General features: G+C 63.5%; 24 protein-coding genes. 10 read left to right on the top strand and 14 right to left on the bottom strand.

Features of this window, described 5'->3' with window-relative positions; genetic code table 11:
- Window positions 1-32 precede the first annotated feature (32 nt).
- Together U5A52_RS17410 and U5A52_RS17415 are read left to right on the top strand one after the other, a co-directional pair.
- Complete coding sequence (locus tag U5A52_RS17410; RefSeq protein ID WP_321935607.1) at window positions 33-827, top strand: class II aldolase/adducin family protein; 795 nt, start codon at window positions 33-35, stop codon at window positions 825-827.
- 86 nt (window positions 828-913) lie between these two features.
- Window positions 914-1804, top strand: coding sequence for a glyoxylate/hydroxypyruvate reductase A (locus U5A52_RS17415; protein ID WP_321935608.1), 891 nt, complete (start codon window positions 914-916; stop codon window positions 1802-1804).
- 15 nt (window positions 1805-1819) lie between these two features.
- Here U5A52_RS17415 and U5A52_RS17420 read toward each other — a convergent pair whose 3' ends face one another.
- On the bottom strand, window positions 1820-2908 hold the full coding sequence (locus U5A52_RS17420) for a LysR family transcriptional regulator (protein ID WP_321935609.1): 1089 nt from the start codon (window positions 2906-2908) through the stop codon (window positions 1820-1822).
- Window positions 2909-2914: 6 nt separating this feature from the next.
- Between U5A52_RS17420 and U5A52_RS17425 the strand changes: the two genes are divergently transcribed.
- From U5A52_RS17425 to U5A52_RS17435, 3 genes are all read left to right on the top strand, one after another.
- Entirely contained in the window at window positions 2915-4144 is a 1230-nt protein-coding gene (locus U5A52_RS17425) for a Zn-dependent hydrolase (protein WP_321935610.1), read from the top strand.
- A gap of 42 nt (window positions 4145-4186) precedes the next feature.
- The gene (locus tag U5A52_RS17430) at window positions 4187-5137 is read left to right on the top strand and encodes an HpcH/HpaI aldolase/citrate lyase family protein (protein WP_321935611.1); all 951 of its coding nucleotides are present in this window, start codon (window positions 4187-4189) and stop codon (window positions 5135-5137) included.
- A gap of 135 nt (window positions 5138-5272) precedes the next feature.
- Window positions 5273-6592: an MFS transporter gene (locus U5A52_RS17435; protein WP_321935612.1), complete on the top strand. Its 1320-nt coding sequence runs from the start codon at window positions 5273-5275 to the stop codon at window positions 6590-6592.
- Window positions 6593-7183: 591 nt separating this feature from the next.
- On the opposite strand, the gene U5A52_RS17440 is transcribed toward U5A52_RS17435, so the two are convergent.
- The 12 genes from U5A52_RS17440 to U5A52_RS17495 all read right to left on the bottom strand — a co-directional run bounded on the left by U5A52_RS17440 (window position 7184) and on the right by U5A52_RS17495 (window position 16615).
- Entirely contained in the window at window positions 7184-7885 is a 702-nt protein-coding gene (locus U5A52_RS17440; protein WP_321935613.1) for an aspartate/glutamate racemase family protein, read from the bottom strand.
- A gap of 7 nt (window positions 7886-7892) precedes the next feature.
- Complete coding sequence (locus U5A52_RS17445) at window positions 7893-8597, bottom strand: hypothetical protein (RefSeq protein WP_321935614.1); 705 nt, start codon at window positions 8595-8597, stop codon at window positions 7893-7895.
- Window positions 8598-8662: 65 nt separating this feature from the next.
- The gene (locus tag U5A52_RS17450; protein WP_321935615.1) at window positions 8663-9730 is read right to left on the bottom strand and encodes an asparaginase; all 1068 of its coding nucleotides are present in this window, start codon (window positions 9728-9730) and stop codon (window positions 8663-8665) included.
- 1 nt (window position 9731) lies between these two features.
- Window positions 9732-10139 (bottom strand): non-heme iron oxygenase ferredoxin subunit, encoded by a 408-nt coding sequence (locus U5A52_RS17455; RefSeq protein WP_321935616.1) that lies wholly within the window; start codon window positions 10137-10139, stop codon window positions 9732-9734.
- Window positions 10136-11074, bottom strand: a complete 939-nt coding sequence (locus U5A52_RS17460; RefSeq protein ID WP_321935617.1) for a dihydroorotate dehydrogenase — start codon at window positions 11072-11074, stop codon at window positions 10136-10138. Before U5A52_RS17460 ends, U5A52_RS17455 begins: the two co-directional genes overlap by 4 nt.
- A complete protein-coding gene (locus tag U5A52_RS17465; RefSeq protein ID WP_321935618.1) occupies window positions 11068-11952 on the bottom strand; it encodes a dihydroorotate dehydrogenase electron transfer subunit in 885 nt (294 codons plus the stop codon). Before U5A52_RS17465 ends, U5A52_RS17460 begins: the two co-directional genes overlap by 7 nt.
- Entirely contained in the window at window positions 11949-12623 is a 675-nt protein-coding gene (locus U5A52_RS17470; protein WP_321935619.1) for a nuclear transport factor 2 family protein, read from the bottom strand. Before U5A52_RS17470 ends, U5A52_RS17465 begins: the two co-directional genes overlap by 4 nt.
- On the bottom strand, window positions 12620-13999 hold the full coding sequence (locus U5A52_RS17475) for an NAD(P)/FAD-dependent oxidoreductase (RefSeq protein WP_321935620.1): 1380 nt from the start codon (window positions 13997-13999) through the stop codon (window positions 12620-12622). The genes U5A52_RS17470 and U5A52_RS17475 overlap by 4 nt, the downstream gene beginning before the upstream one ends.
- 10 nt (window positions 14000-14009) lie before the next feature.
- Complete coding sequence (locus tag U5A52_RS17480) at window positions 14010-14384, bottom strand: cupin domain-containing protein (RefSeq protein WP_321935621.1); 375 nt, start codon at window positions 14382-14384, stop codon at window positions 14010-14012.
- A gap of 14 nt (window positions 14385-14398) precedes the next feature.
- Entirely contained in the window at window positions 14399-14803 is a 405-nt protein-coding gene (locus U5A52_RS17485) for a cupin (protein WP_321935622.1), read from the bottom strand.
- A gap of 46 nt (window positions 14804-14849) precedes the next feature.
- A complete protein-coding gene (locus tag U5A52_RS17490) occupies window positions 14850-15269 on the bottom strand; it encodes a hypothetical protein (protein WP_321935623.1) in 420 nt (139 codons plus the stop codon).
- Between the two features lie 14 nt (window positions 15270-15283).
- The gene (locus U5A52_RS17495; RefSeq protein WP_321935624.1) at window positions 15284-16615 is read right to left on the bottom strand and encodes an aromatic ring-hydroxylating oxygenase subunit alpha; all 1332 of its coding nucleotides are present in this window, start codon (window positions 16613-16615) and stop codon (window positions 15284-15286) included.
- Between the two features lie 137 nt (window positions 16616-16752).
- Between U5A52_RS17495 and U5A52_RS17500 the strand changes: the two genes are divergently transcribed.
- The 5 genes from U5A52_RS17500 to U5A52_RS17520 all read left to right on the top strand — a co-directional run bounded on the left by U5A52_RS17500 (window position 16753) and on the right by U5A52_RS17520 (window position 21986).
- Window positions 16753-17334 carry a TetR/AcrR family transcriptional regulator gene (locus tag U5A52_RS17500; protein WP_321935625.1) on the top strand — a complete coding sequence of 194 codons (582 nt, stop codon included), beginning with the start codon at window positions 16753-16755 and terminating at the stop codon, window positions 17332-17334.
- A gap of 75 nt (window positions 17335-17409) precedes the next feature.
- Window positions 17410-18000, top strand: coding sequence for a TetR/AcrR family transcriptional regulator (locus U5A52_RS17505; protein ID WP_321935626.1), 591 nt, complete (start codon window positions 17410-17412; stop codon window positions 17998-18000).
- Window positions 18001-18246: 246 nt separating this feature from the next.
- Complete coding sequence (locus tag U5A52_RS17510) at window positions 18247-19554, top strand: MFS transporter (RefSeq protein ID WP_321935627.1); 1308 nt, start codon at window positions 18247-18249, stop codon at window positions 19552-19554.
- Between the two features lie 101 nt (window positions 19555-19655).
- Window positions 19656-20810, top strand: coding sequence for a porin (locus tag U5A52_RS17515; protein WP_321935628.1), 1155 nt, complete (start codon window positions 19656-19658; stop codon window positions 20808-20810).
- Between the two features lie 93 nt (window positions 20811-20903).
- On the top strand, window positions 20904-21986 hold the full coding sequence (locus U5A52_RS17520) for a porin (protein WP_321935629.1): 1083 nt from the start codon (window positions 20904-20906) through the stop codon (window positions 21984-21986).
- A gap of 184 nt (window positions 21987-22170) precedes the next feature.
- Here U5A52_RS17520 and U5A52_RS17525 read toward each other — a convergent pair.
- Window positions 22171-22552, bottom strand: a 382-nt coding sequence (locus U5A52_RS17525; protein ID WP_321935630.1) for a LysR substrate-binding domain-containing protein, incomplete at its 5' end; no start/stop codon positions are given.

A 22552-nucleotide genomic window follows, 5' to 3' on the forward strand; every position in this document is an offset into this window, starting at 1 on the left:
AACCCCATCCGCACGAACAAAGAGAGACACTGATGGAATCCCTCGAAGCTACGATCCCGCATACCAGCGAGCATGACTACGCACCCGAGGAATGGGCAATCCGTACCGATCTTGCTGCGCTGTACCGCCTCATCGCGCATTTCCGCATGACGGACATGATTGACACGCACATTTCCGCGCGCTTGCCAGGAGAGACTCCGACGTTCCTGATCAACCGCTACGGCATACTTTTTCATGAGATGCGAGCGTCGGACCTGGTAAAGATCGACGCGCACGGTAACGTGGTCGACGAACGCGCAAGAGACAATCCCGCACGCTTTCGCGTGAACGCGGCGGGCTTCACGATCCACTCGGCCATCCACTCAGCACGCGCCGACCTGCATTTTGTCGTGCACACGCATACGGCATCCGGCATCGCGGTATCTGCCCAGGAACACGGTCTTCTGCCGATCAGTCAGCATGCGTTGAAGTTCTACGATAACCTCGCCTACCACGACTACGAAGGTATAGCGCTCGACCTCGAAGAGCGCGAGCGCCTCGTGCACGACCTCGGTTTGCATAAGGCGATGATTCTCCGTAATCACGGCCTGCTCGCGGGAGGCGCGACAGCCGCCGAGGCGTTCCATGAAATCTACTTTCTCGAGCGCGCGTGCCAGGCGCAGGTACAGGCAATGGCAGGCGGTTCCAAACTAATCATCCCAACGCCTGACGTCTGCCGCCGCACCGCTGGTCAGTTCAAGCGCGACGATTCGGCCGAAATCGCAGAGACTGCGTGGCGCGCGGCACTCCGCCTGATTGACGATCCGACGTCCGACTACCGAAGCTGATTCTATCCGTCACGAACTGGTGCCTTGCACCGGTGTATGCCCTCTTCATCATGACAACCATCGCACTCCTTAGCAAAAGCTACGACATGTCCCATCTTGTCGACCCAATCCAGCGCGCCGCCCCCTGGTTGCAGGTCGTCATGCACGACGAACCCGGCGCCGCTGACGCGGAAATCGCCGCCTGTTGGGATCCACCACATGGCGCGCTCGCCTCGATGCCGAACCTGCGACTCATCCACAGTATCGCCGCCGGCGTCGACAACATCCTTGCGGATCCCGCGCTGCCAACGCTACCGTTGTGTCGAGTCGTCGACCCCCAGCACGCACGCGGCATGAGCGAATTCGTTACCTGGGGCGTACTACATTTCCATAGACGACTCGACCTGGTACTGGGCAACCAGCGCGATGCGCGCTGGTTTCGTCCAGCTCAAGCTCACCCCTCCGAATGCAAGGTCGGCATCATGGGGCTCGGAGAAATCGGTGGGCGCGTCGCCCTCGATCTTCGGCAGCTTGGCTTTACGGTACGTGGATGGGCGCGGCAGGCGCGCGCGCTTCCCGGTGTCGAGATTTTCGAGCACGAGGCCGGCCTGCACACGTTTCTCGCGGACACCGACATTCTCATCTGCCTGCTGCCACTCACGAGCGAAACGCGCGGCATCCTGAACGCGGCAACATTCGGTGCACTGAAACCGGGGTCGAAGCTGATTCACGTCGGACGCGGGGAGCATCTTGTAGTACCCGATCTCGCTGCAGCACTGGGTAGTGGGCAGCTAGGCGGTGCGATAGTCGACGTATTCCCGGTCGAGCCGCTTCCGGTCGACGACCCTCTGTGGCGTGTGCCAAACCTGATCGTCACGCCACACATGGCGTCAGTCGCAAGCTCGGACACGATTGGCCTGCAGGTTGCGCAGAACGTACGTCGGCTGCTGGACGGTGAACCGCTAAGCAACGTGGTTGACGTCGCGCGCGGCTATTGAGCCGACGGCTCACTCTCAGGACTTCCCAACCGGGGCTGCCTGTTCGTCGAGGAACGCGTTTAGTGCATCGACAAAGGCAGACTCGGCTGCACTCAGCCTGCGGTCCTCTGCCCAGAGAAAATGGATATCGACGTCGGCGACGCCGCCCTCCGGAGGCAACTGTCGAAACTGACCTTGTGCGACTTCATTGCGGACGATGTGTTCTGGCATACAACCGATGCCGAACCCCGAAAAAATGAAACGCCTGACCTCGGCCATGTTCGCCGAGGTAGCGATAACCGGCCCCGTGAGGCCCATTTCGTCACGGAAAATCGTTAGCAGTGACATATGGTCACCGAGCTTGTCGCCAGAGAACGAAACGAATGGTTGACCCGTGAGTTCGTCGAGCCTGATGTCGTCGCGGTCGAACAGAGGATGGTGCCTGCCGCAGAAAAGCGCATACCTTTCTCGCTGAAATATTCGGCCATCGATTCGCTTTGGCAGCGCGCGGCGCGGTGTCAGGCCAATCGTCGACGCCTTCTGCTGCAGGCTGTTGACAACGTCCGCGCTTCGCATCACCTGACTTTCGAATTCGATGCGCGGAAAGTTACGGTGAAACTCCGCAAGGAAGTCGTCATATGCGGGGAAATCAACACCGCTCACCATTGCGATCCGCACCGTGCCCGAGATGTCGTGATCGGCGTCGACATCGGCAAGCGTGAGACGCGAAATTGTGCCGTAGATGTCTTCCGCGATCTTCTGCACTTCGATGCCGGCCTGCGTCACTGCAATTCGAGGCCCGTGCCGGTCGACGAGTCGCAGGTTCAGTTGCTCCTCGAGCCTGCGCAGCGCCTGACTCACGGCAGGCTGTGTCAGATGGAGACGCACGGCCGCGCGACTCACACTTTTCTCTCGCGCGATGGCGAGGAAGGTACGCAGCAAGTTCCAGTCGAGTCGGTCGTTCAGGTAGGTGTCGGGACGGTCTTTGCTCACGGTAGCTCTCACGCACTGAGTATTCTTGAAAATTATACTCAGGATAAGAATTAGAAATTGGACTAATTTTTTTGAATTTCCGATAAAGACGTCATGACGAACGGCCCTTCCACGGGCAACCAAACGGAACATCCGAACATGCTCAAAATCAATTCAGACCGGCTCTGGCAGAGCCTCATGGACATGGCAAAAGTTGGCGCAACCGCGAAAGGTGGCGTACGCCGTCTCGCCCTGACGGAAGCGGATGCGGCAGGACGCGCACTCTTCGAGACCTGGTGCAGGGACGCGGGGCTCACGCTGTCCGTCGATCGCGTTGGAAACTTGTTCGCACGTCGCGCCGGCCGCAGTGAAGACGCGGCCCCCGTGGCCAGCGGTAGCCACCTGGATACGCAGCCTGAAGGCGGCCGCTTTGATGGCGTGTACGGCGTGCTTGCTGCGCTCGAGGTCATACGCACGCTGAACGACGCGGGCATCGAAACTGAACGACCGCTGGAAATCGTCGTGTGGACCAACGAAGAAGGCGCGCGTTTTACGCCCGCCATGCTTGGCTCAGCTGCGTTTACGGGAGCTATGGCGCTCCACTCCGCGCTCGAATCGCGCGACGCAGCTGGAACTAGCGTCGCCGAGGCACTTCGTGCTTCCGGTTATGCAGGCGAGCGCGCGGTCCCTGGCACCGTATTCGATGCCTATTTTGAAGCGCACATCGAGCAAGGGCCTGTACTCGAGGAAAGCGGAGTGCCGGTCGGTGTCGTCACGGGCGGTCAAGCGATCCGCTGGCTCGATGTACGCGTCACGGGTCAGGCAGCGCATGCGGGTACGACACCAATGCAGTACCGAAAGGACGCACTCTTCGCTGCAGCTGACATGGCCGGCGAACTCGAATCCATCGTCGTGGACTTCTTCCCGCAGGGCCTGGCAACAATCGGCGAATGGCAGATCCCTAACGCATCGCGCAATACGATTGCCGGCGATGTTGCGTTCACGGTCGACCTGCGCCATCCACACGACAGTGCAATTGCTGACATGGAGACCGAGGTCCGCGCGCGGTTCGGCTCGGTAGCCACACGTCGAGGCGTCAGCGTTGAAATTAGCGAGCACTGGGTCAGCCCCGCGACCCCGTTCGATCTGGCCTGCGTCGACGCTGTGCAGCGCGCGGTCGACGCCCTCGACTACCCGAACCAGCGCATTATCAGCGGCGCTGGGCACGATGCAATCCATCTCGCGAAGTATTGCCCGACGGCCATGGTCTTCATCCCGTGCGTCGGGGGACTGAGTCACAATGAAGCCGAAGATGCGCTCCCGACTGACGTCGCGCGCGGTGCGGATGTCTTGCTGCACGCGATGCTTGAGCGTGCTGGGGCGGTGTGACTATTCCAAAGCGCCATTAGCCCACTACTCACTCCGTCATTCGTGGCGCCACCAGTCCTTTTGCGAGATCGTCAGTTAATGCCTGCACCCTATTCTGCCCGCCCGCTTGCCGCGCTGCGACGCGTGTGGCTCTTTGTACCTGGAGCGAATACTGCCGCACACGCCGCCGCGCTCCAATCACAAGCCGATGTGATCGTTGCCGACCTCGAGGAAATGACCGCTCCTACTGATCGGCCGGCCGCTCGCGAGCGTATCGTCGCACTACTCGCCGACGCCGCTACCTGCGGCGCGGTCGGCGCCGTCCGCATCAACCTGCTGGAGCACGACGGTTACGCCGATCTCGAAGGCGTGATGGCGGGACGGCCGAGCGCCATCTTCCTCCCGCATGCGGAAACGCCCGAGCAAATTGCGGTGCTCGCCGAAGCGCTTACCCAACTGGAGGCCCGCTACGGAATTCGCCGCGAGGCGACAGAGATAGTCCCGACGATTGAATCAGCGCGCGGGCTGGTTCATCTCGCAGCGATACTGAACGCAAGCACGCGCATACGGTATGCGATGCTCGCGGTCGAAGACCTCGCCTCGAGCCTGGGCGCGCGCCGCACGCCCGGTGGACTCGAATTGCTACACGCGCGCAGCCGCTTCTTGATCGACTGCATCGCGGCCGGTCGCACGCCGATCGACCTGCCGTGCACCTACCGCGCAACCGATGTTCTTGCCCGCGACCTCGAAACATCGACACAGCTCGGCTTCCGCTCTAAATGTGCAGTCTTCCTCGATCACGTCGATCCAATCAATCAAGCCCTAACTCCATCCGAGGCGGACGCATGTGCAGCGCAAGCGGTGCTGGACGCGCATCGCGAGCAGACCGCAAACGGTGATCGCAGAACGAGCGGCTGGATCGACGCGCCAGACGCGAACAACGCGCGACGCATTCTCGGGCGCTACGAGGAATCCCTGCGCGTCCGTCAGCCGCTGGGCACGCACGAAGCATAAGCAACGCTAATGCTCTCGATTATTGACCAGAATTTTACATACGCATATCGGCGAGGGATAAACCAATTAGCTGTGTCGTGAACATCACGTCCAGTGCCGCCACTTCGTGCTGCAAGACGACCAACAGGACAGCCCATGTCTCACCCAGCCCCAACCACCACTTCGCAGCCGGTACGCGCCGCAACGGCGGCGTTTATTGGAACCGCCGTCGAATTCTACGATTACTACACGTATGCCACGGCCGCTGCGCTCGTGCTTGGAGACGTATTTTTCCCGAGCAGTAACCATTTTCTGAGCACCATGGCGTCGTTCGGCACGTTTTTTGTCGGCTTCGTCGCGCGGCCTCTGAGCGGAGCTGTGTTTGTGCACCTCGGCGACCGAGTGGGCCGCAAAAAAATGCTCCTGCTCACAATGTTCCTCATGGGTGTTGCGACGACCGGCATCGGCCTGCTACCCGGGTACGCGTCCATTGGTGTCTGGGCACCGATCCTGCTGGTGTTACTGCGAGTCTTGCAAGGTATCGCGGTCGGAGGCGAATGGGGAGGCGCCGTGTTGATGGCTAGCGAACACGCGCCGCAGGGCCGCAAGACGTTCTTTGCATCCTTCCCGCAGATGGGCAGCCCGGCGGGCTTGATCCTGTCGATTCTCGCATTCCGGGCCGTAACGTCGCTCGATCACGAAAGCTTTCTCGCATGGGGCTGGCGCTTGCCGTTCCTCGCGAGTTTCGTCTTGTTGATAATCGGCATGGCGATCCGCCTTGGCGTCAAGGAGTCGCCGGAATTCGAGCGAGTGCGAAGCACCCAGGCAGTTGCAACATACCCGGTCGCAGAAGTTCTGCGCACTGCCTGGAAGCCGATTTTGTTTGCGGCCGCCGCGACAACAATCGGCTCCGCTGGCTTCTTCTTCACCAACACGTTCATGATCTCCTATGTGACGACGTACCTTGGTATGTCCAAGTCGTTCATCCTCGACTGTCTGTTCGTCGTCACCATAATCCAACTGCTCTCGCAACCCGTCTCCGCCTTGCTCGCGCAACGATTTGGCGAGACACGTTTCCTCACGTACGCGGCGATACTGTCAATGTTGACGCCGTACCCGATGTTCCTGCTCGTGCAAATGAAGAATCCAATTGCGATCGTCGCAGGCGTCGCGTTCGCGGTCGTCACTCTGTCGGCGATTTACGCGGTCATCGCCGGCTTCATTACGCCTGCGTTCCCGACCCGAGTCCGCTATTCCGGCATCTCGATCGCCTATCAGCTCTGCACGACAGTCGCGGGCGGCACGACCCCTCTGATCGGGACGTTGCTCGCGCAAAAGTACCACGGCGAATGGCTGCCCCTAGCGCTGTACTTCTCACTTCTGTCATTTGTCTCACTTATCGGAATCGTCGGATTAGGCCGATATCACGAAGCGCAATCCGAGTGCGAAGCGAATACACTTGGTGCACAAGTGTAGGTGAATACAAGTCAGAACTCCCGTTAAAGACACGCTCAGCATCGTGTAGCCGCAGGAGGTAAGGGCGTTTATTGCGTACTCACTTTTACCGAGGACCGTGGTGCACGACGCGGAGCGCGGTCCCGAACATCGGTGTGCGGATCATCGTAATCCGAGGGCTAACATTAAAAGTACCCTACATTGCGTTACCACTCGTCGCCCCCCGCGCGCGACAGTGCCTCACGCAATCGCAAGAGGCACTGTCGATATCCCGCTTGCCCCACCTTGCTCCTGCTCGCCCGTCACTCAATAGGTGTGCTAGCGGAATCAAAGAATACGTTGAACACGTTAGTAAAACCAACGGAAATCAAATTGTTCGACCTCCGTACGCTGTCTGGCCCGGGCGAGGCGCCCGCATAGCGACACATGAAGCGCGAGGCGTCGGCAACTCGGTAAAATTGCTGCATTCCCGCATGGTCCTGTCGCGAATGCGGTATGCAGCGTCGGCCGGAATTCGAATATCTTCGCCCGTCGAACCGATTGGGGACTATAGGGGAAGAGCCGGTTGATATGGTGCCTGTGCGATGAATCCGAAAACTGAAAAAAATGGGCTCAGTCCAACAATGCGCCATACCCTACTGGCCGCGCACCGATACTCAGCCGTTTCAGGCAATACCAGAGCAACGCGGCATTACTCGTGATGACAGGACGCCCCACCGCGTCCTCGATCGCCTGGATCACGCCGCTCACACGGATACCCGCGCAGCTGATCAGCACAGCGTCGAATTCGCGCGGCAAGGCCTTGGCGAGCTCCAGCCACGTTTGCTCAGGCAGTGTGCCCTGCTCGTAAGGTGTTGAGCACGCACGGCTCGCGTCGGCGACCACTTCGAGGCCACGCGCGGCGAGAAAAGTCTTCTCCGTGGCCACCACGTGCTCGCCGTAGGCCGTTACGAGGCCGAGTCGCTTGACGCCAAGCTCGGCGCAGGCCGCAAGCACGGCTTCGATCGTCGTCACCGCCGCAATATTCGTCGCTGCCTCGACGCGGGCGTTGATCGCCTCAGGCCCGTTGACAACGCCCGCCGCCGTGCAGTTCGTGGCGATCAGATCCACTTTCGCGTCGGCGAGTAGTTGCGCGTGCGTTTCGATATCGTCGATCAGCGTGCGGTCGGATTCGATCGAGGTGTCGCGAAACGGCAGGCGCGTGGTGACGAACTGCACGCCCTCGGGCGCCATCGCCTGAATCTCGAAGTCGCACAATCCGCCCGATGGATAGAGATGGCCGATGCGCGCAAGATGTCCGAATCCAATGCTCACAAATGCCTCACTTGTCGAAGTACGTGGTGCGGGCCGCCATCGGATGATGGATGTTACTGCCCTTGAACGGCGGAAATTGTTCGAAGTCCTGACGCATTGCGTGACGCACCGGCGAGTGCATCGCTTCCGTGATTGCCTGCGCGCTGTCGAACATCAGCTTGTTGCGCTGCATGTAGTGGACGCGCGTCCACGGCATCGCGTCGAGCCAGTCGATGCGCGTGAAGATCTCGATCTCGCGCACGCCCGGAAAGTCGAACATGATCTGCGGATGATGCGTAAGGTAGTAGTTGATCCACTCGTCGAAGTCGAGCGCATGGCCTGGATAGTGAACCAGAAACTGGCACGGCAACGCGCCTTCCGGCACGCGCGCATGCGCATCGGCCACGGGAAACGGTCGCCGCAGCATGGCCTGCTGCTCGACACGGCAACCCGCCAGGCTTGGCAGACCACCGGCCGCGAGCGCTTGCAGATGCCCGCCCGTGGCGATCGGCGCTTCCAGATCGAAGACCGTGTCGTAATCGAGTTGCATCGCGAAGATCGGCGAGGGGCCGTCCTGCGTGTAGTAGTCGTCCGCGGATTCGGGCGTGTAAAGCCGCGAGCGGCGCAGCGCCGGCGTGGCGTCGACGATCGCGACGATACGCGCGAGATCGTCGGCGACAATGCGCGCTAACGCGTCGTCGTGCACCCAGGTCACGAGATAGGAAAACTGCATGATTCGATTGACCTCCTTGTGTGCCGAAGCGCGGCGGGACAATATGCGGCGCTTCGGCCATCGTGTCACAACGCCAGCAAGAGCGTCTGGATTCGTTCGCGTTGCTGCGCGGCGTCGTGGAGCGTGAGTGCGAGCATCAGGGCGATGCGCAGTTTCTGCGGGCTCAGGTCGCCGCCCGCGATCACCCCGTCGCGCGCGAGGAACGCCTGCGGCGGCACCACGCCGCGCGCGGCCCGGCTCGACTGCACGACGACGACGCCCGCCTCCACTGCCTTGCGATACGCGCTCGCCTCGCCCGCCGAGGGGCGCCCCGGCACGAGCCCCGCGCTGATCAGTCCCTTGCTGCCCGCCGCGACGAAACTCTCGATGGCGACGCCGTCCGCGCCCGCGTACGACATCACGATATCGACGCGCGGCAGCGCGATCGCCGCGTCCGGTTCCAGCAGCGCGCGATCGAACCACGGCGTGCCGCCAGCGCCAAAACGAGGCATCGCGCCGCGCCGCCAGGTGACGCGCGCATCGGCGTCGATGCGCGCGAGCGGACCATAGCCCGGCGACTCGAACGCATGAAGCTCGAAACTGGCCGCCTTCGTCACGTCGCGCGCCGCAAACAGCGCGCCGTCCATCGCGACCAGCACGCCATGCGCGGCGCTCGCGGGGTCACGCGCGGCGGCGATCGCGCCGCGCAGATTGGCGAGCACGTCGCTGCCCGCCGTGTTGGCAGGCCGCTGCGCGCCGGTCACGATCACCGGCTGCGCGATATCGAGCACGAGTTGCAGGAACCACGCCGTTTCTTCGAGCGTGGCCGTGCCGTGCGTCACGATAAAGCCTGTGATGGACGGGTCGCGCTGCGCCGTGCTGCGGATCAGGCGCGCAAGCTCGACCCAGTCCGCCGGCCGGATCGCGACGCTGCCGAGGCTGCGAAACGTGACCGGCACCAGGTCGACGTCGGGCGCGAGTTCGCCGAGCGTGGCCAGCAGCGTATCGATCGGATGCACGACGCCGCTTTCCGAATACTCGATCCAGTCGAACGGGTCACGTGCGTGCATCGCAAAGGTGCCGCCCGTGCCGATCACCGCGATCCTGGGGCGATGCGGCACGCGGGCGATGGGTGAAGTGCGCTCGTCGGTCATGTCAGCGGCTCAGGCGAACGTAGAGATTGCCGTCGTCGATACGCACTTCGTGGCAACGCGTATCGCGCGTGATCGGCGACGTTGTGCCCTTGCCGGTTCGCACATCCACGAGCCCCGCGTGCAGCGGGCACTCGATCTCGTGGCCGTCGAGAAACCCCTCGCTCAGCAACGCGTTGCCGTGCGTGCAGATATCGTCGAGCGCGTGAATCTCGCCGTCGATGCGAAAGAGGCCCACTTTCACCGAGTCGATCGTGACTCCCAGGCAATCCTTACCATCGAAGCAGGCCTCGACGGCGCCAACGAGACGCCACGCATCGGCGGCCACGGGTGTCGCACCGCCCGCTTCCACTACGGCCTGCGCGGCGTGCAGCGTGCGCGTGCACGCGGAGGCAATCGGAATGACCTTCACAGCGCATACTCCTTTTGAAGGTTGATGACGTCGTGCTGCTTCATCGCGCCAATCAGATCGGCGATGCGTGCGATGCCTCGCCGCTCGCAGAACGCGCGCATGCCCTCGATCACGCGCGGCATCGCGGTGGGCGAAACGAAATTCGCCGTGCCGACCTGAACGGCCGTGCACCCCGCGAGCATGAACTCGATCGCGTCTTCGGCAGTGCTGATGCCGCCACAGCCGATCACCGGAATCTCGACCGCCTGGGCGCACTGATACGCCATGCGCAGCAGGATCGGTTTGGTCGCCGCGCCCGTGAGGCCGCCCATCACATTAGCCACGCGCGGCTTGAAGGTTTCCACGTCGATCGCCATGGCGAGAATCGCGTTGCTGCACACCAGCGCGTCCGCGCCGGCGGCCTGGGCGGCGAGCGCCACTTCGACGAGGTTGCCCGCGTTCGGCGTCATCTTGACCCACACCGGAATGCCGGTGCTCGCCTTCATCGCGCTGATCACCTGGAAAGTCGCTTCCGGGTCCATGCCAAACGCCTTGCCGTTTTTCTTCAGGTTCGGGCAGGAGACGTTCGCCTCGATTGCCGCGATGCCGCTCGCGCCGATGCGCGCCGCAAGCTCGCCGAACTCATCGGCGGAATTCGCGGAGATGCTGCCGACCACAGGCGGCGTGTAGCGCCGGTAGAACGGCACGGTCGTGTTGACGTAGTAGTCCGCGCCCTTGCTCGGGATGCCGATCGAGAACAGCGTGGCGTCCTTGAATTCGGCGACGCGCGGCGGCGGCACGCCTTCGCGGATATCGGCCGTGATCGTCTTCGTGACGATCGCGCCGAGGCAGTTGAGATCGAACACGCGCGCGTTGCCGTCGGCGAAGGTGCCCGAGGCGGGCATGACCGGATTCGCGAGCGTGAGTGCGCCCACCTTGACGCTCAGATCTACCATGATGTCGTTTCCTGCAAGTCGAAGACGGGACCGTCCCAGCACACGCGCCGGAACGTCAGACGCTCGGATTCCGCGTGCTCGCGAAACGGCCGCACGCAGGCGTAGCACGAGCCGATGCCGCAGCCCATGTGCTGCTCGATCGCGGTTTGCCCGGCAACGCCCCACGCCTTGCCGAGCTTTTGCAGCAGCACGAGCAGACGGTTCGAGCCGCAGGTCGAGAGAAAGTCGAACGGCTTTTGCGCGTGCAGCGTTTCGAGCAGCGCTTCGAGTTGCGCGGGATCGCTGTTGCCGTCGGCGTCGGTGACGATATGCACCGTCGCGCCCGCTGCGCGCAGGCGCTCGGCGGACATCACGAGCGCCGGGCTGCGCGCGCTCAGCACCGCCGTCACGCTCGCCCCGCGTGCGACGGCGTGCGCGGCGAGCGGCGAGAGCGTGGCGAGCCCCACGCCGCGTGCGACCAGCAGCACGTGGCGCGCGCACTTCGGCGGCGAGAAGCCCTGGCCGAGCGGCCCGAGCGCGTCGAGCGTGTCGCCGTGCTGCAATGCGGCGAGGCCCTGCGTTCCGGCGCCCTGCACCTTGTAGAGAAACTCGACGGTGCCGAGCAGCGGATCGGCGCCGTAGACGCTCATCGGCCGGCGCAGAAACGTCGTGCCCGACGCGCCCGGCGGGCACGCCAGATGGAAAAACTGGCCGGGCTGCGCGTTGGCGGCGCCTGGCGGGGCGGCCACGATCATGTGCCGGTACTCGGCGTTGACGGGCGTGTTCTGCAGCACCTCGCACGCGTGCTCGGCGATCCCGGCGACGAAATCGCCGCAGCAGGGTGACGCCGGATCGGCGCCGGTATGGGTCGCGCAAGGCGACGAAACGACTTCTGTCATGACTGACTATCCTGGGTTCGCGGGTTGCGCGGGTTGTCCTGCTCGCGGGCGAAGCGCAGTGCGCGCACTGCGTCCAGGTCCGCGAAATTTCTGGCGACCGGCAACGGGCCGTCAGCCAGCGTCATCATCTGGAGCGTGTCGAACTTCATGTAGCTGATGCGCCAGAGGCCGCTCGAGGTGTCGCGCCGGTAGCGCTCGGTCGTCACCGCGCCGAGCCATACCGCGCCCGCCCGTGCGCCCTCGCCCTCGCGCAGCGCCACCTGCATCAGGCGCCACCTGGCCTCGGCTTCGCCACGCACGGCGTCCACCTGCAAGCTCTCGCTCACGTAGTAATGCATCGCGAAGCGCCACGGCGACGCGAGAAACCATCGCGCGATGGCTTCGCGGCCCACGAGGTCGCCGCCGAAGCCGTCACCGCCCGCCCACACGGCGTCGTCGGTAAAGCACTCGGCCTGCTGACGCGCGATCTCGACGAGCGCGCCGGCTTCGATCTTGCGGTAGTCGTCGGTGTACTTCGCGTCGGCGAGCGCGCCATAGTGCGCCTTGAGCGCGCGGATCGCCTCGATCGCTTCGAGCCGCGCCACGCGCGCAGCCAGCGTGGCGCGCGTCACGTCGTGCGCCTCACGCGAGTTGTCGTGCGCGAGCGCGAGTCCCATCGAATTCGCGTTCATGGCGCAAGCTCCCTGAGCGGCGCACGCGCGTCCGCGAGACGCGTGAGATCCACGGGCGCGCCGCTTTCGACGAGCTTTTCGAGGAAGCGCCGCTCGCGGCCTGCGTTCACGAGCACGCCTGCCACGACGCGCCCATCGCGCACGCTGAGCGCCGCGCACGGTCCCGCGCCGGGCTCGCCGCGCATGACGACCTCGTCGCGCGGATCGGGCTGACCCACGACCTGGACGTTGTAGCCGAGCTGGTCGGTCCACATCCACGGCGTCTCGCGATAGGGCCGCGGCTCGCCGACGATTGACTGCGCGACTGCGAGCGCCTGGTTCTCGGCGTTGCGCCACGTTTCCTGACGCAGCCCCTGCGATGGCGACGCGCCGCCCAGCACATGCGCGACGTCGCCGACCGCGTAGAGCCACGGCGCGCGCGGGCTGCGGCACGTGGCGTCGACATCGACGCCCTGGCGGCCCGCGAAGCCGGTGCCATCGAGAAATGCCGGCGTGCAGTCAACGCCGATCGCGATGAGAATCGTGTCGGCCGGGACGTCGAACGTCGCGCCCGCGCTTGCGGCATGACCAGCCGCATCGGCGTTCGCCTTGCGGCAACGCACGACATAGCGGCCCGGCTGTCCGGCGCCATTCGGCTCTTCATCGGCAGCGGCGATTTCCTCCACCGCCACGCCCAGTTCCACGCGCACGCCGTGTGTCAGATGCTCACGCAGCAACCACTCGGACATCACAGGCGGCAGGCAGCGGGCGAGCACGCGCGGCCCCGCTTCGAGCACCGTCACCGGCACGCCCAGTTCGCGCGCCGACGACGCGACTTCCATGCCGATCACGCCTGCGCCGATAATCGCGAGGCCGCGGCTCTCGCGCAGTGCGCGGCGCAAGGCAACGCTGTCGTCGATCGTGCGCAGCAGATGCACACCGGGCAGCCGCGCGCCGGGAATCGCACCGTCGCGCGGCGCGCCGCCCGTGGCTACCACGAGCCGGTCGAACCGCAGTTGCGCACCACTCGCGAGCGTGAGCACGCGTTGCGCGGCGTCGAGCGCGACCGCGCGGTCGTGCAGACGGTCGATGCGCGCATCGCGCAGCGCAGACGCTTCCCAGAACGCGCCGGGTGTGAGCGCGAGTGTCGATGCAGGCGCGGACGTCGATGTGATTGCGGCCGAAGCTTCCTCGCTCCACGGCTCCTGCTCACACGTGAGCCATTCCTTGGAGAGCGCCGGACGCTCATAGGGCGGATGTCGCTCGTCGCCGACCAGCGTGATGCGGCCAGCGAACCCGAGCGCGGCGAGATGCTGCACGACGCGCCCGCCCGCATGCCCCCCACCGACCACGACGATATGCGCGGCGGGGTTATCGGTTGATGGATCGTGAGTCATGCGTCCTCCTTCATGCGGCGGCCGGCGGCGCGGCTCGCAATTCGGTCCCAGGCAGCCCGGCGCGAAGTCCTGCACGATAAAGCACGCCCTGCGCGCCGACGCATGCGAAGCGGCGCGGCTCGCGCGGCGGAATCAGGATCGCCTCGCCCGCGACGAGGCGATAGTGCTCGCCCGCCGCGTCGATATCGAATTCGCCTTCGAGAATCGCGACGACTTCCTCGCCACGCGCATCGGTGTGGTCCTCGCGCACTTCGCCCGCCGCGAAGACCGAGAATTCCGCGGCCAGCAACTCGCCCTGCGCGCGCGCATCGTGCGGATTGCTCACGCTCGTGGCCGCGGCGAGCGTGGTGATGCCGTCGGCCGCCATGTCAGCGCCAGATTTCATTTGCGCTCCCCCATTCATCGGTTCGCCAGCGGGTAGTACGGCGTATTGTCCTGCGCGGCGTATTCCGCCCGCGGCGGCGACACGATATTGAGTCTCATGCTCACACCCTCGGGGCCGTAGCCGTTCTTGCCGTAGTGGCTAAGACCCGCGGGAATGATCACCGCGTCGCCTTGCGCGAGCGGGCGCTCCACGTCGGATACGCCGGGGCGCACCTCGAAGATCGAGCACGTGCCGAGCACCTGAAGCGACGCTTCCTCGCCGTGGTCGTGCGCCTTCGCGGGCAGGTTTGTCCCTTCCTGCTCGACGAACTTGATCACGGCGACGCTCATCGTCTCGCCCATCATCGTTTTCATGTACAGGCCGTTTTCGACGACGGTTTTCAAACCGTGGTCGATACCGAACACGCGGCATTTCGCCATTTCGCAGCTCCTTCAAAAACAGGCCGGACGCGCCGGCCGACAGCGCTCAGGGCAACGGACGCATGACGAAGGATTCGTCGGCGCGAAAACGCGCTGACTCGTATCCGTCGATCACGGCCGGCTGGTTGTAGAACTCGATGGCCGGCGCGATCTCGGCGAGCGAGAGCAGCAGGTACATCAGCGTCATGGCTTCGGGATGCGCGTCCAGCGTCTCGAGCGCGTAGCGATTCAGATACGCCACGACGTCGTCGACCTGCGGCAGGATCGCGTCGCGAAACGCGAGGATGGCATCCATGCCAACGGCGTGACGCTGTGCGTTGCGCTGCGTTTCGGTTTCGAGCGCCCATGTCTCGACGAAGGGTGCGAGCGATTCGAAGCCGGCCGGCAGCGCTCGCGCGGCGGGCGCCTTGCGCGCGACGAAATTGACCGGTTGGGCGGGCTGCGCGGTATTCGTGTTCGGATTCATGTTGAGACTCCTGGTCAGGCCGCGACAGCGGAACGGGCAGCGGCTTCAGCGGCGGCGCCTTGCGCGAGCAAGCGTTCGACGACGTGAAACGCGTGGCGCACAAGCAATTCGTTGTCCTGAAGCACCATCACCTTCTTGGCGCCCGTTTCCGCGGCGCGTTGCGTGCGCTCGAGCGTGCTGAAGTCCTCCAGCAGCACGTCGCGCAGTGCGACCTTCATGTATTCGAGGAAAAAGCGCCCGCCCGGCGTGGTCATCTCAGGGTAGTAAACGCGCGCGTCGACAAGCGTCTGGTTGTGCGATATCGGACGGAAGTTGTACGCCTGGCAGTAGTTCGGGCGCAGCGAAACATAGAAGTCCGGAAAGATCACGTTCATGTCGAACAGCCAGTTCGGGCTCTTCGTCCAGTTCACGCCCGGGGGCAGCGCATCGAGCGGGAACGCATGCTTCGCGCTGCCGATACCCGCACGCAGCGCGGCGGCCGCGATCGGGCGCTTCTGCCCCGCGTCGGACAACGCGTTTTGCGCGGCGGCGCCGCCTTCGGTCACAGCCTTCGGATTGCCGTACACGGACTTCTGGTTGCCTGCGAGCGAGAGACGGCGATGAAACTCGCCACACAACGCATCGAGCGGCGGCATGCTTTCGTTTTCGGTCTTGTCGATCGCGTCAGCGATTGAATTGCCGTGCACATAGGCGACGTGATACGCCTCCTGGAACGCGTCGAGCGCGAGCTTCCAGTTGCAGTTCACCACCGTCTGCCAGCCGAAGCCCGCGGTCATCTTGTCGAACGGATAGCCTTCGATATCGCCGAACATCGGCTTCATGTAGTCGGCGAGCGACACCGACGGATTCGGGTCCATGTTCACGAAGATGAAGCCCTGCCACACCTCGCACGCCACGCGCGCAAGACCGAACTGCTCGCGGTCGAGGCCGAAGAAGCACTTCTCGTCGGGCACGCCGGTGAGATTGCCGTCGAGGTCGTAGGCCCAGCCGTGGAACTTGCAGAAGAATTTGCGCGTGTTGCCGCACTTGTCATAAACGATCTCGTTCATGCGGTGCGCACACACGTTGTGCATCGCGCGAATTTCGCCCTGGCGGTTGCGCACCACGATGATCGACGTATCGCACGCGGCCAGTTCCTTGACGAAATAGTCGCCGGCCTTCGGAATTTCCTCGACGCGGCCGACATGCAGCCAGGTCTTCTTGAAGATGTGTTCCTTTTCGCGCTCGTAGTAGTCGGGCGAGATGTACGGCTCGACCGGGATCGTTCCGGAGCCAAGCTCGGGATAGCGGCCGGTCAGCGTGCCTGCCGGCGCGGGGACTTCGGGGGACAACAAGGTCGTGGACACGATGGCATCACCTCAAAAACGAATGTCGTTTAATAATGAATGATATTCTGTTTTGGAAAAATTTGGCCGTCAAGGGCTTTTTTATCCATGGGTGAAAGGGGGAATCGCTTCGGCTCCCCGCGACTGGGGGCTACGCAATGAACGGCGACAAACGGGAGCGGATTACGCAAGCCGCGCTCGAACTCTTTCAGCGGCAAGGCTTCACGGCGACGAAGATGGCGCAGATCGCCTCGGCGGCCGGCATGACGGCCGCCAATCTGTACGTCTATTTCGACTCGAAGCTGGCGATCCTCTATGAGGTGTTCCGGCCCTGGCTGAGGAACCAGCTCGAAGCGTTGAGCGCGCAGGTGCGCGCGCAGGCGGGGCCCAAGCAGCGGCTACACCGGCTGCTCGTCGGGCTTTGGCACGACATTCCGGGCGCCGACGCGAACTTCGCCAACGCGTTGATCGACGCGCTCGCGCAGCGTCGCTCCGGTGCGCAACGGTCGGGGGCTTTCCTGCACGAAATGGAGGTCGCGGTTGGCGCGCTGCTGCGCGAGTCCATCGGAATGGGATCGGGCGCGCGCATTTCGTGCGCGGACGAAGCGATGCTGTCGCGCCTGATCTGGATGGCGTTCGACGGTTTTGTCATCAACCGGCGTCTTGGCGACGTGCGCGACATCGAGGCAGTCGCCGCGTTGATCGTCGCGCTGGTGCTGAGCGAAACCGCGGCTTCCTGACAAAGGCGACACCCAAACGCGGATTGATAGAATTGGCCGCATCGGGTTACAGCCACTCCAATCGAGAGACCTCAATTGCCGCAAATTAAAAAAGCCGTCAAGCGGGAAGCAATCCTGGCGGCCGCCTTCAGCGCCTTCAGCGAAAAGGGGTATTCGGCGACGACGATGACCGAAATTGCTCGCCTCGCGGGCACCACCGTCGCCAATCTCTACGTCTACTTCGACTCCAAGCTCATCATCCTCTATGAGATCTACGAGCCCTGGCTCATCGAGCAACTGCACCGGCTGCGCGCGGAAGTCGCGTTGCTCAACGGGCCGCGCAAGAAAGTCGAGCGCATCCTGCAGGGTATCTGGGGCGATATTCCCGCCGCCGACAATGCCTTCGCGAACGCGCTGATCGACGCGCTCGCGAGCGCGCCGGCGGGCCTTGCCAAACCCAACAGCCTGCTGGTTTCGGTGGAGAATTTCCTCACCCAGTTGCTCAAGGATTCGCTGCCGCCGGAGCGCAGCGCGGCGCTCGGCGGTGAGCTCTTTGCGCATGTGATCTGGATGGCGTTCGACGGCTTCGTCATCAATCAGCGCATTGGCGACCATCGCGACATCCAGCGCATCGCCCAGCTCACGGCCACGCTGCTGCTCGGCGAGGCGCCGCCCGAATCCGCCTGAAACGCGGCTCGCGGCCTAGGGATTTTCCCGGACGAGGCACAAATCTTTTTTGAAATCTTTGACGCAACCAATATGGAATGCCATTCTTTATTCGAGCGCAGACTGAATCCATGGTCTGCGCCGGGCAGGCAGGCCCAAGGAATGGGGTGCGCGATGGCACCCCATTGCGCGCCGCGAGGTCACGCACGAGGACTGGCATGGCGCTTGCTTGATTCTTTCCGGCAGTTTCGATCGAATGAGTCACCCATGGCGGCCATCTCCGAAAGTCCTCACGCTATCGCCCTCGACCCGCCCGCGCGCACCACGCGCCGCGTGCTGGCCCTTTGTTTCCTGACGATCGTCACCGAAGGCTATGACATCGGCGTCATGGGCACGATCGTTCCCTCGATGCTCGCCGATCCGGTCTGGAAGCTCACGCCCATCGAAGTCGGCGCCATGAGCAGCGCGGCGCTGTTCGGCACGCTGTTCGGCTCGTACTTCATCAGCGTGCTCACCGACCTGATCGGCCGCAAACGTCTGCTGATTGCGTGCGTCACGCTGTTTTCGCTGTCGATGCTCGGCGCCGCCGTCGCGACGACGCCGGTCCTCTTCGGCGTCATGCGCTTCATTGGCGGGCTGGGCCTTGGCGGCGTCATTTCCGCGGCGGCGGCGCTTACCGTCGAATATTCGCCGGTGGCCAAACGCAACCTGAATTTCGCCGTCATGTACTCCGGCTACGCGATCGGCGCGTTGGTCTCGGCGGTGATCGGCATCGCGTTTCTGGAATCGCACGGCTGGCGCTTCGTGGTCGCGCTGGGCGCGCTGCCGCTGCTCGGTGTGCCCGCGCTCATCGTGATGCTGCCCGAGTCGCTCGCCTATCTTCTCGCGAGCGGCAAGCGGCGCGAGGCCGACGCGCTCGCCGAACAGCTTGGCCTCTCGATTGCTTCGCTCGATACGGTGCCCGGCGAAGCGACGGCCAAGCCTTCGCTTCGGCTCGTGTTCAGCGAGGTGTTTTCGCGCGGTAACCTCTGGTCGACGCTCTGCCTGTGGGTCGCACAAGTGGCCGCCGTGCTCGTGATCTACGGTCTGGGCACCTGGTTGCCGCAACTCATGCGCAAGCTCGGCTACGACCTCGGTTCGAGCCTTTCGTTTCTCGCGGTATTCATGCTCTCGTCGGCAATCGGCGGCATTCTGATCGGCCGCGTCGGCGACCGGCTGGGACCGCGCAAGACGATCGTCGGCGGGTATGTGATCGGCGCGCTCGCGATCTGCGGATTGACCGTAAAAGGCGGCGTCTTCACGAACTACGCGCTCGTGGCGCTCGCCGGGCTCGGCAGCATCGGCGTAGCGATGGTTCAGCTAGGCTACATCGCGAGTTTCTACCGGCCGTTCGCCCGCGCCAGCGCGACGGGCTGGGCAGTCGGCATCGGGCGGCTCGGCGCGATGGCCGGGCCGATGCTCGGCGCGTGGTTCGCGTCCTCGCATCTGGACGTACGGCTCAATTTCGTGGCCTTCGCCACCTCCGGTCTCATCGCCGCGCTCGCGATCAGCCTGTGCCGTCCCCGCACCGCATAAACCACCGCGCGTGACACCCGGTACGGCGCGCCCCGCGCGCCCTCTCCGCGGTCGGGCGACATCGCGCCGATCCGCTTACCCATACCCAAACCAATAACGACATGCAATCATTCCAACGCGCCACATTTCTAACAATAAGGATTCCTCTCCATACCGTAGCGGCTTTCATCGTCTGCCTTGGTGTGGTCAGCTCGCGCCCCGCTCATGCCCAAAGCAACGTCACGCTCTACGGCCTCATATCGGTGGGCATCAGTTATTCCTCGAACGCGGGCGGAAAATCCCTCACGCAAATGACGAGCGGACCGCAGCAGCCCTCGCGCTGGGGACTGCGGGGCATAGAAGATCTCGGTGGCGGTGTCGCGGCGATCTTCGTGCTGGAAAACGGCTTTTCCATCACTTCGGGCAGCGCCTCGCAAGGCGGTCGCCTGTTCGGCCGCCAGGCATGGGTGGGCCTGACCGCGCCGCAATACGGCACGATCACGCTCGGCCGCCAGTACGATGAAATGACGCAGCAGTTGAACTGGACCTCTTCTGCGGTGCAATTCGCGACCTACGGCGCACACGTGGGCGACAACGACAACATCTTCAACGTGCTGCGCTTGCAGAATTCCGTGCGTTACGTGTCACCGACCCTGCACGGTTTGTCACTCGCGGCGCAGTACGCGTTTTCGAACCAGGCCGGCGCGTTCAACAATAACAGTGCGTTCAGCAGCGGCCTGTCGTATCAGCGCGGACCGTTCCGGTTCTCCGCCGCGATGTCGCAATACAACCACCCGGATTCGACGAACACCGGTGGCGCGATCGGCGACTCGTATGGCTACACCTCGCCGTTCGCAACCAGTCCCGGCGGCGCCGGGGTCGAGAAGCAGCGGATCCTGGGCGTGGGTGCGGGCTACGACTTTGGCTTCGTGCAAACCACGCTTTCGTACACGAATGTCCTGTTCAACTACCTCGATACCACGGGACTGCGCCTGAACAACGTCGAACTCTCCGTGACCCACAGGATCACGCCGATGCTGCTGGTTGGCGCGGCCTATATCTACACGTTCGGAAAATCGTCCGAAGCGCTCAAGCCGCACTACAACCAGGTGAACCTCGGCGTCGATTACTTCCTGAGCAAGCGCACGGACCTGTATCTGGTCGGCCTTTATCAGCGCGCGGGCGGCAGCGCCCAATACGCGCAGATCGTGACGACGGCCGCTTCCAGCACGAAGTCGGAAGCGCAGGTAATCGCCGGCATTCGCACCAAGTTCTGACGAACGCGCATCGCTTCAGCGGCCCCGTAGTCGCGTCCCCTCTCCCTTGACGGCGACCGCGCCGTTTGCTCTTGTTCCATCAATCGAATCATCATGAAAATCAACAACAGAGGATTCCTTTCCATTGTGCTGTTCGGATCTTGTGTTTCCGTGGCGTCCGCGCAATCAAGCGTGACGCTGTATGGCAGCATCGATGAAGGCATCGGCTACGTGAGCAACGAGAAGGGCAGTTCGGCCTGGGTGATGGGACCGATCACCGTGCCTGACCAGTTTGGCTTCAAGGGCGCGGAAGATCTTGGCGGCGGGACCAAAGCCATTTACCAGCTTGAAAATGGCTTCTTTTCGAATACCGGTGCACTCGCCTCGTCGGGCGTGCTGTTCAGCCGCAAGGCATTTGTCGGCCTGAGCGACGACCGGTGGGGTACTGTGACGCTCGGCAAGCAATGGGATCTGACCGACGATGTATTGCTGCCCAACGCGAACGGCGCGGTCCAGTACAACTACTTCCTCTATCATCCGGCGAACATCGACAACGATGCGGTGACGACCGTGAACAACACGGTGAAATACGCAAGCGTTCCGTGGCATGGCGTATCGGCACGCGCCATGTACGGCTTCAGCGATGCTTCGACGGGACAAGGTCGTTACGTGGGCGCAGCGCTGCTCTACAAGTCGTCGGCGCTGCAACTCGGCGCGGCCTACAGCGACACGCGCGACAAGTCGTACGCATTGCACACGTCACTCGGCTACGAGAGTTTTCTCGGCCAGGATCTCACGGGCGGCGCGGCATTCAGGGCGAGAGATTCGCGGATCCTGGGTGTGGCAGGCACGTATTCGCCTAACCGGCAGTGGGCCTTCCATGCGGTGCTCGACACCGCGCACATCGCGAGCGAAGCCGATTCCGCGAACGCGACAACGGCGGAACTTGGCGTGGACTGGAACGTCACGCCGTTCGACACGATCTTGCTCGGCGGATACCGAACCTGGTTCGCGGGAAAGAGTTACACGACCGCTGGGCTTTCGAATCTCTACCACGTTTCCGTGCGCACCATGCTGTACGCTCAAGCGACGTTCCAGCATGCCGGGGGTGGCGCCCAGGCGGCGCTGCTGTCCTTGTCGCCGGCGTCGGGCAGCAATCAGGCCTCGTTTCGCATTGGTGTACAGCACTTCTTTTGATACGCGCGAAAACGTTGCGCCACCGATCTACCTAAAGCGCGCGATTCGTGCCTTTAGTCAGAAATTAACCTGGCGCCACGATTCTGGATATTCACGTTGCGACCGTCTGTCTGGCCAATCAGCCCAGCATTGCTGTCAGTAAAGCATGCGTCGCGGCGCCAACTAGCGACGCGTTGACGGTGAACTACATGTTCAACGATGCCGCAATTCGCGCCTTCACAGCCGCCACACAATCCAGTGCCGTTGTCAGCACCGGATTAGCCGATGGCTCGCTGTAGTAGAGCCGCACCGTCTCAAGAAAGCGCGCACCGTCGATCGGCAGGATGGCAAGCGTGCCGCGCCGTGCCACGGTCAACGGCATCAACGCAAGAAACGGATACAGGCCGAGCATCGTCTCATTCGCCTGGATCGACACCGACTGCACGCAGCCCGCCGGCAACTCGAAGCCGCCGCGTTGCAGCCAGCGTTCGAGGGCAACGAATGTGGGCGCCTCGCGCGGCGGCAGAATCCACGGCAAGCCAGCAAGATCGGCGCGCTTGACGGTACGGCGCGCCGCGAGTGGATGA

Source organism: Paraburkholderia sp. J8-2 (assembly GCF_905220195.1).
Lineage (GTDB): Bacteria > Pseudomonadota > Gammaproteobacteria > Burkholderiales > Burkholderiaceae > Paraburkholderia.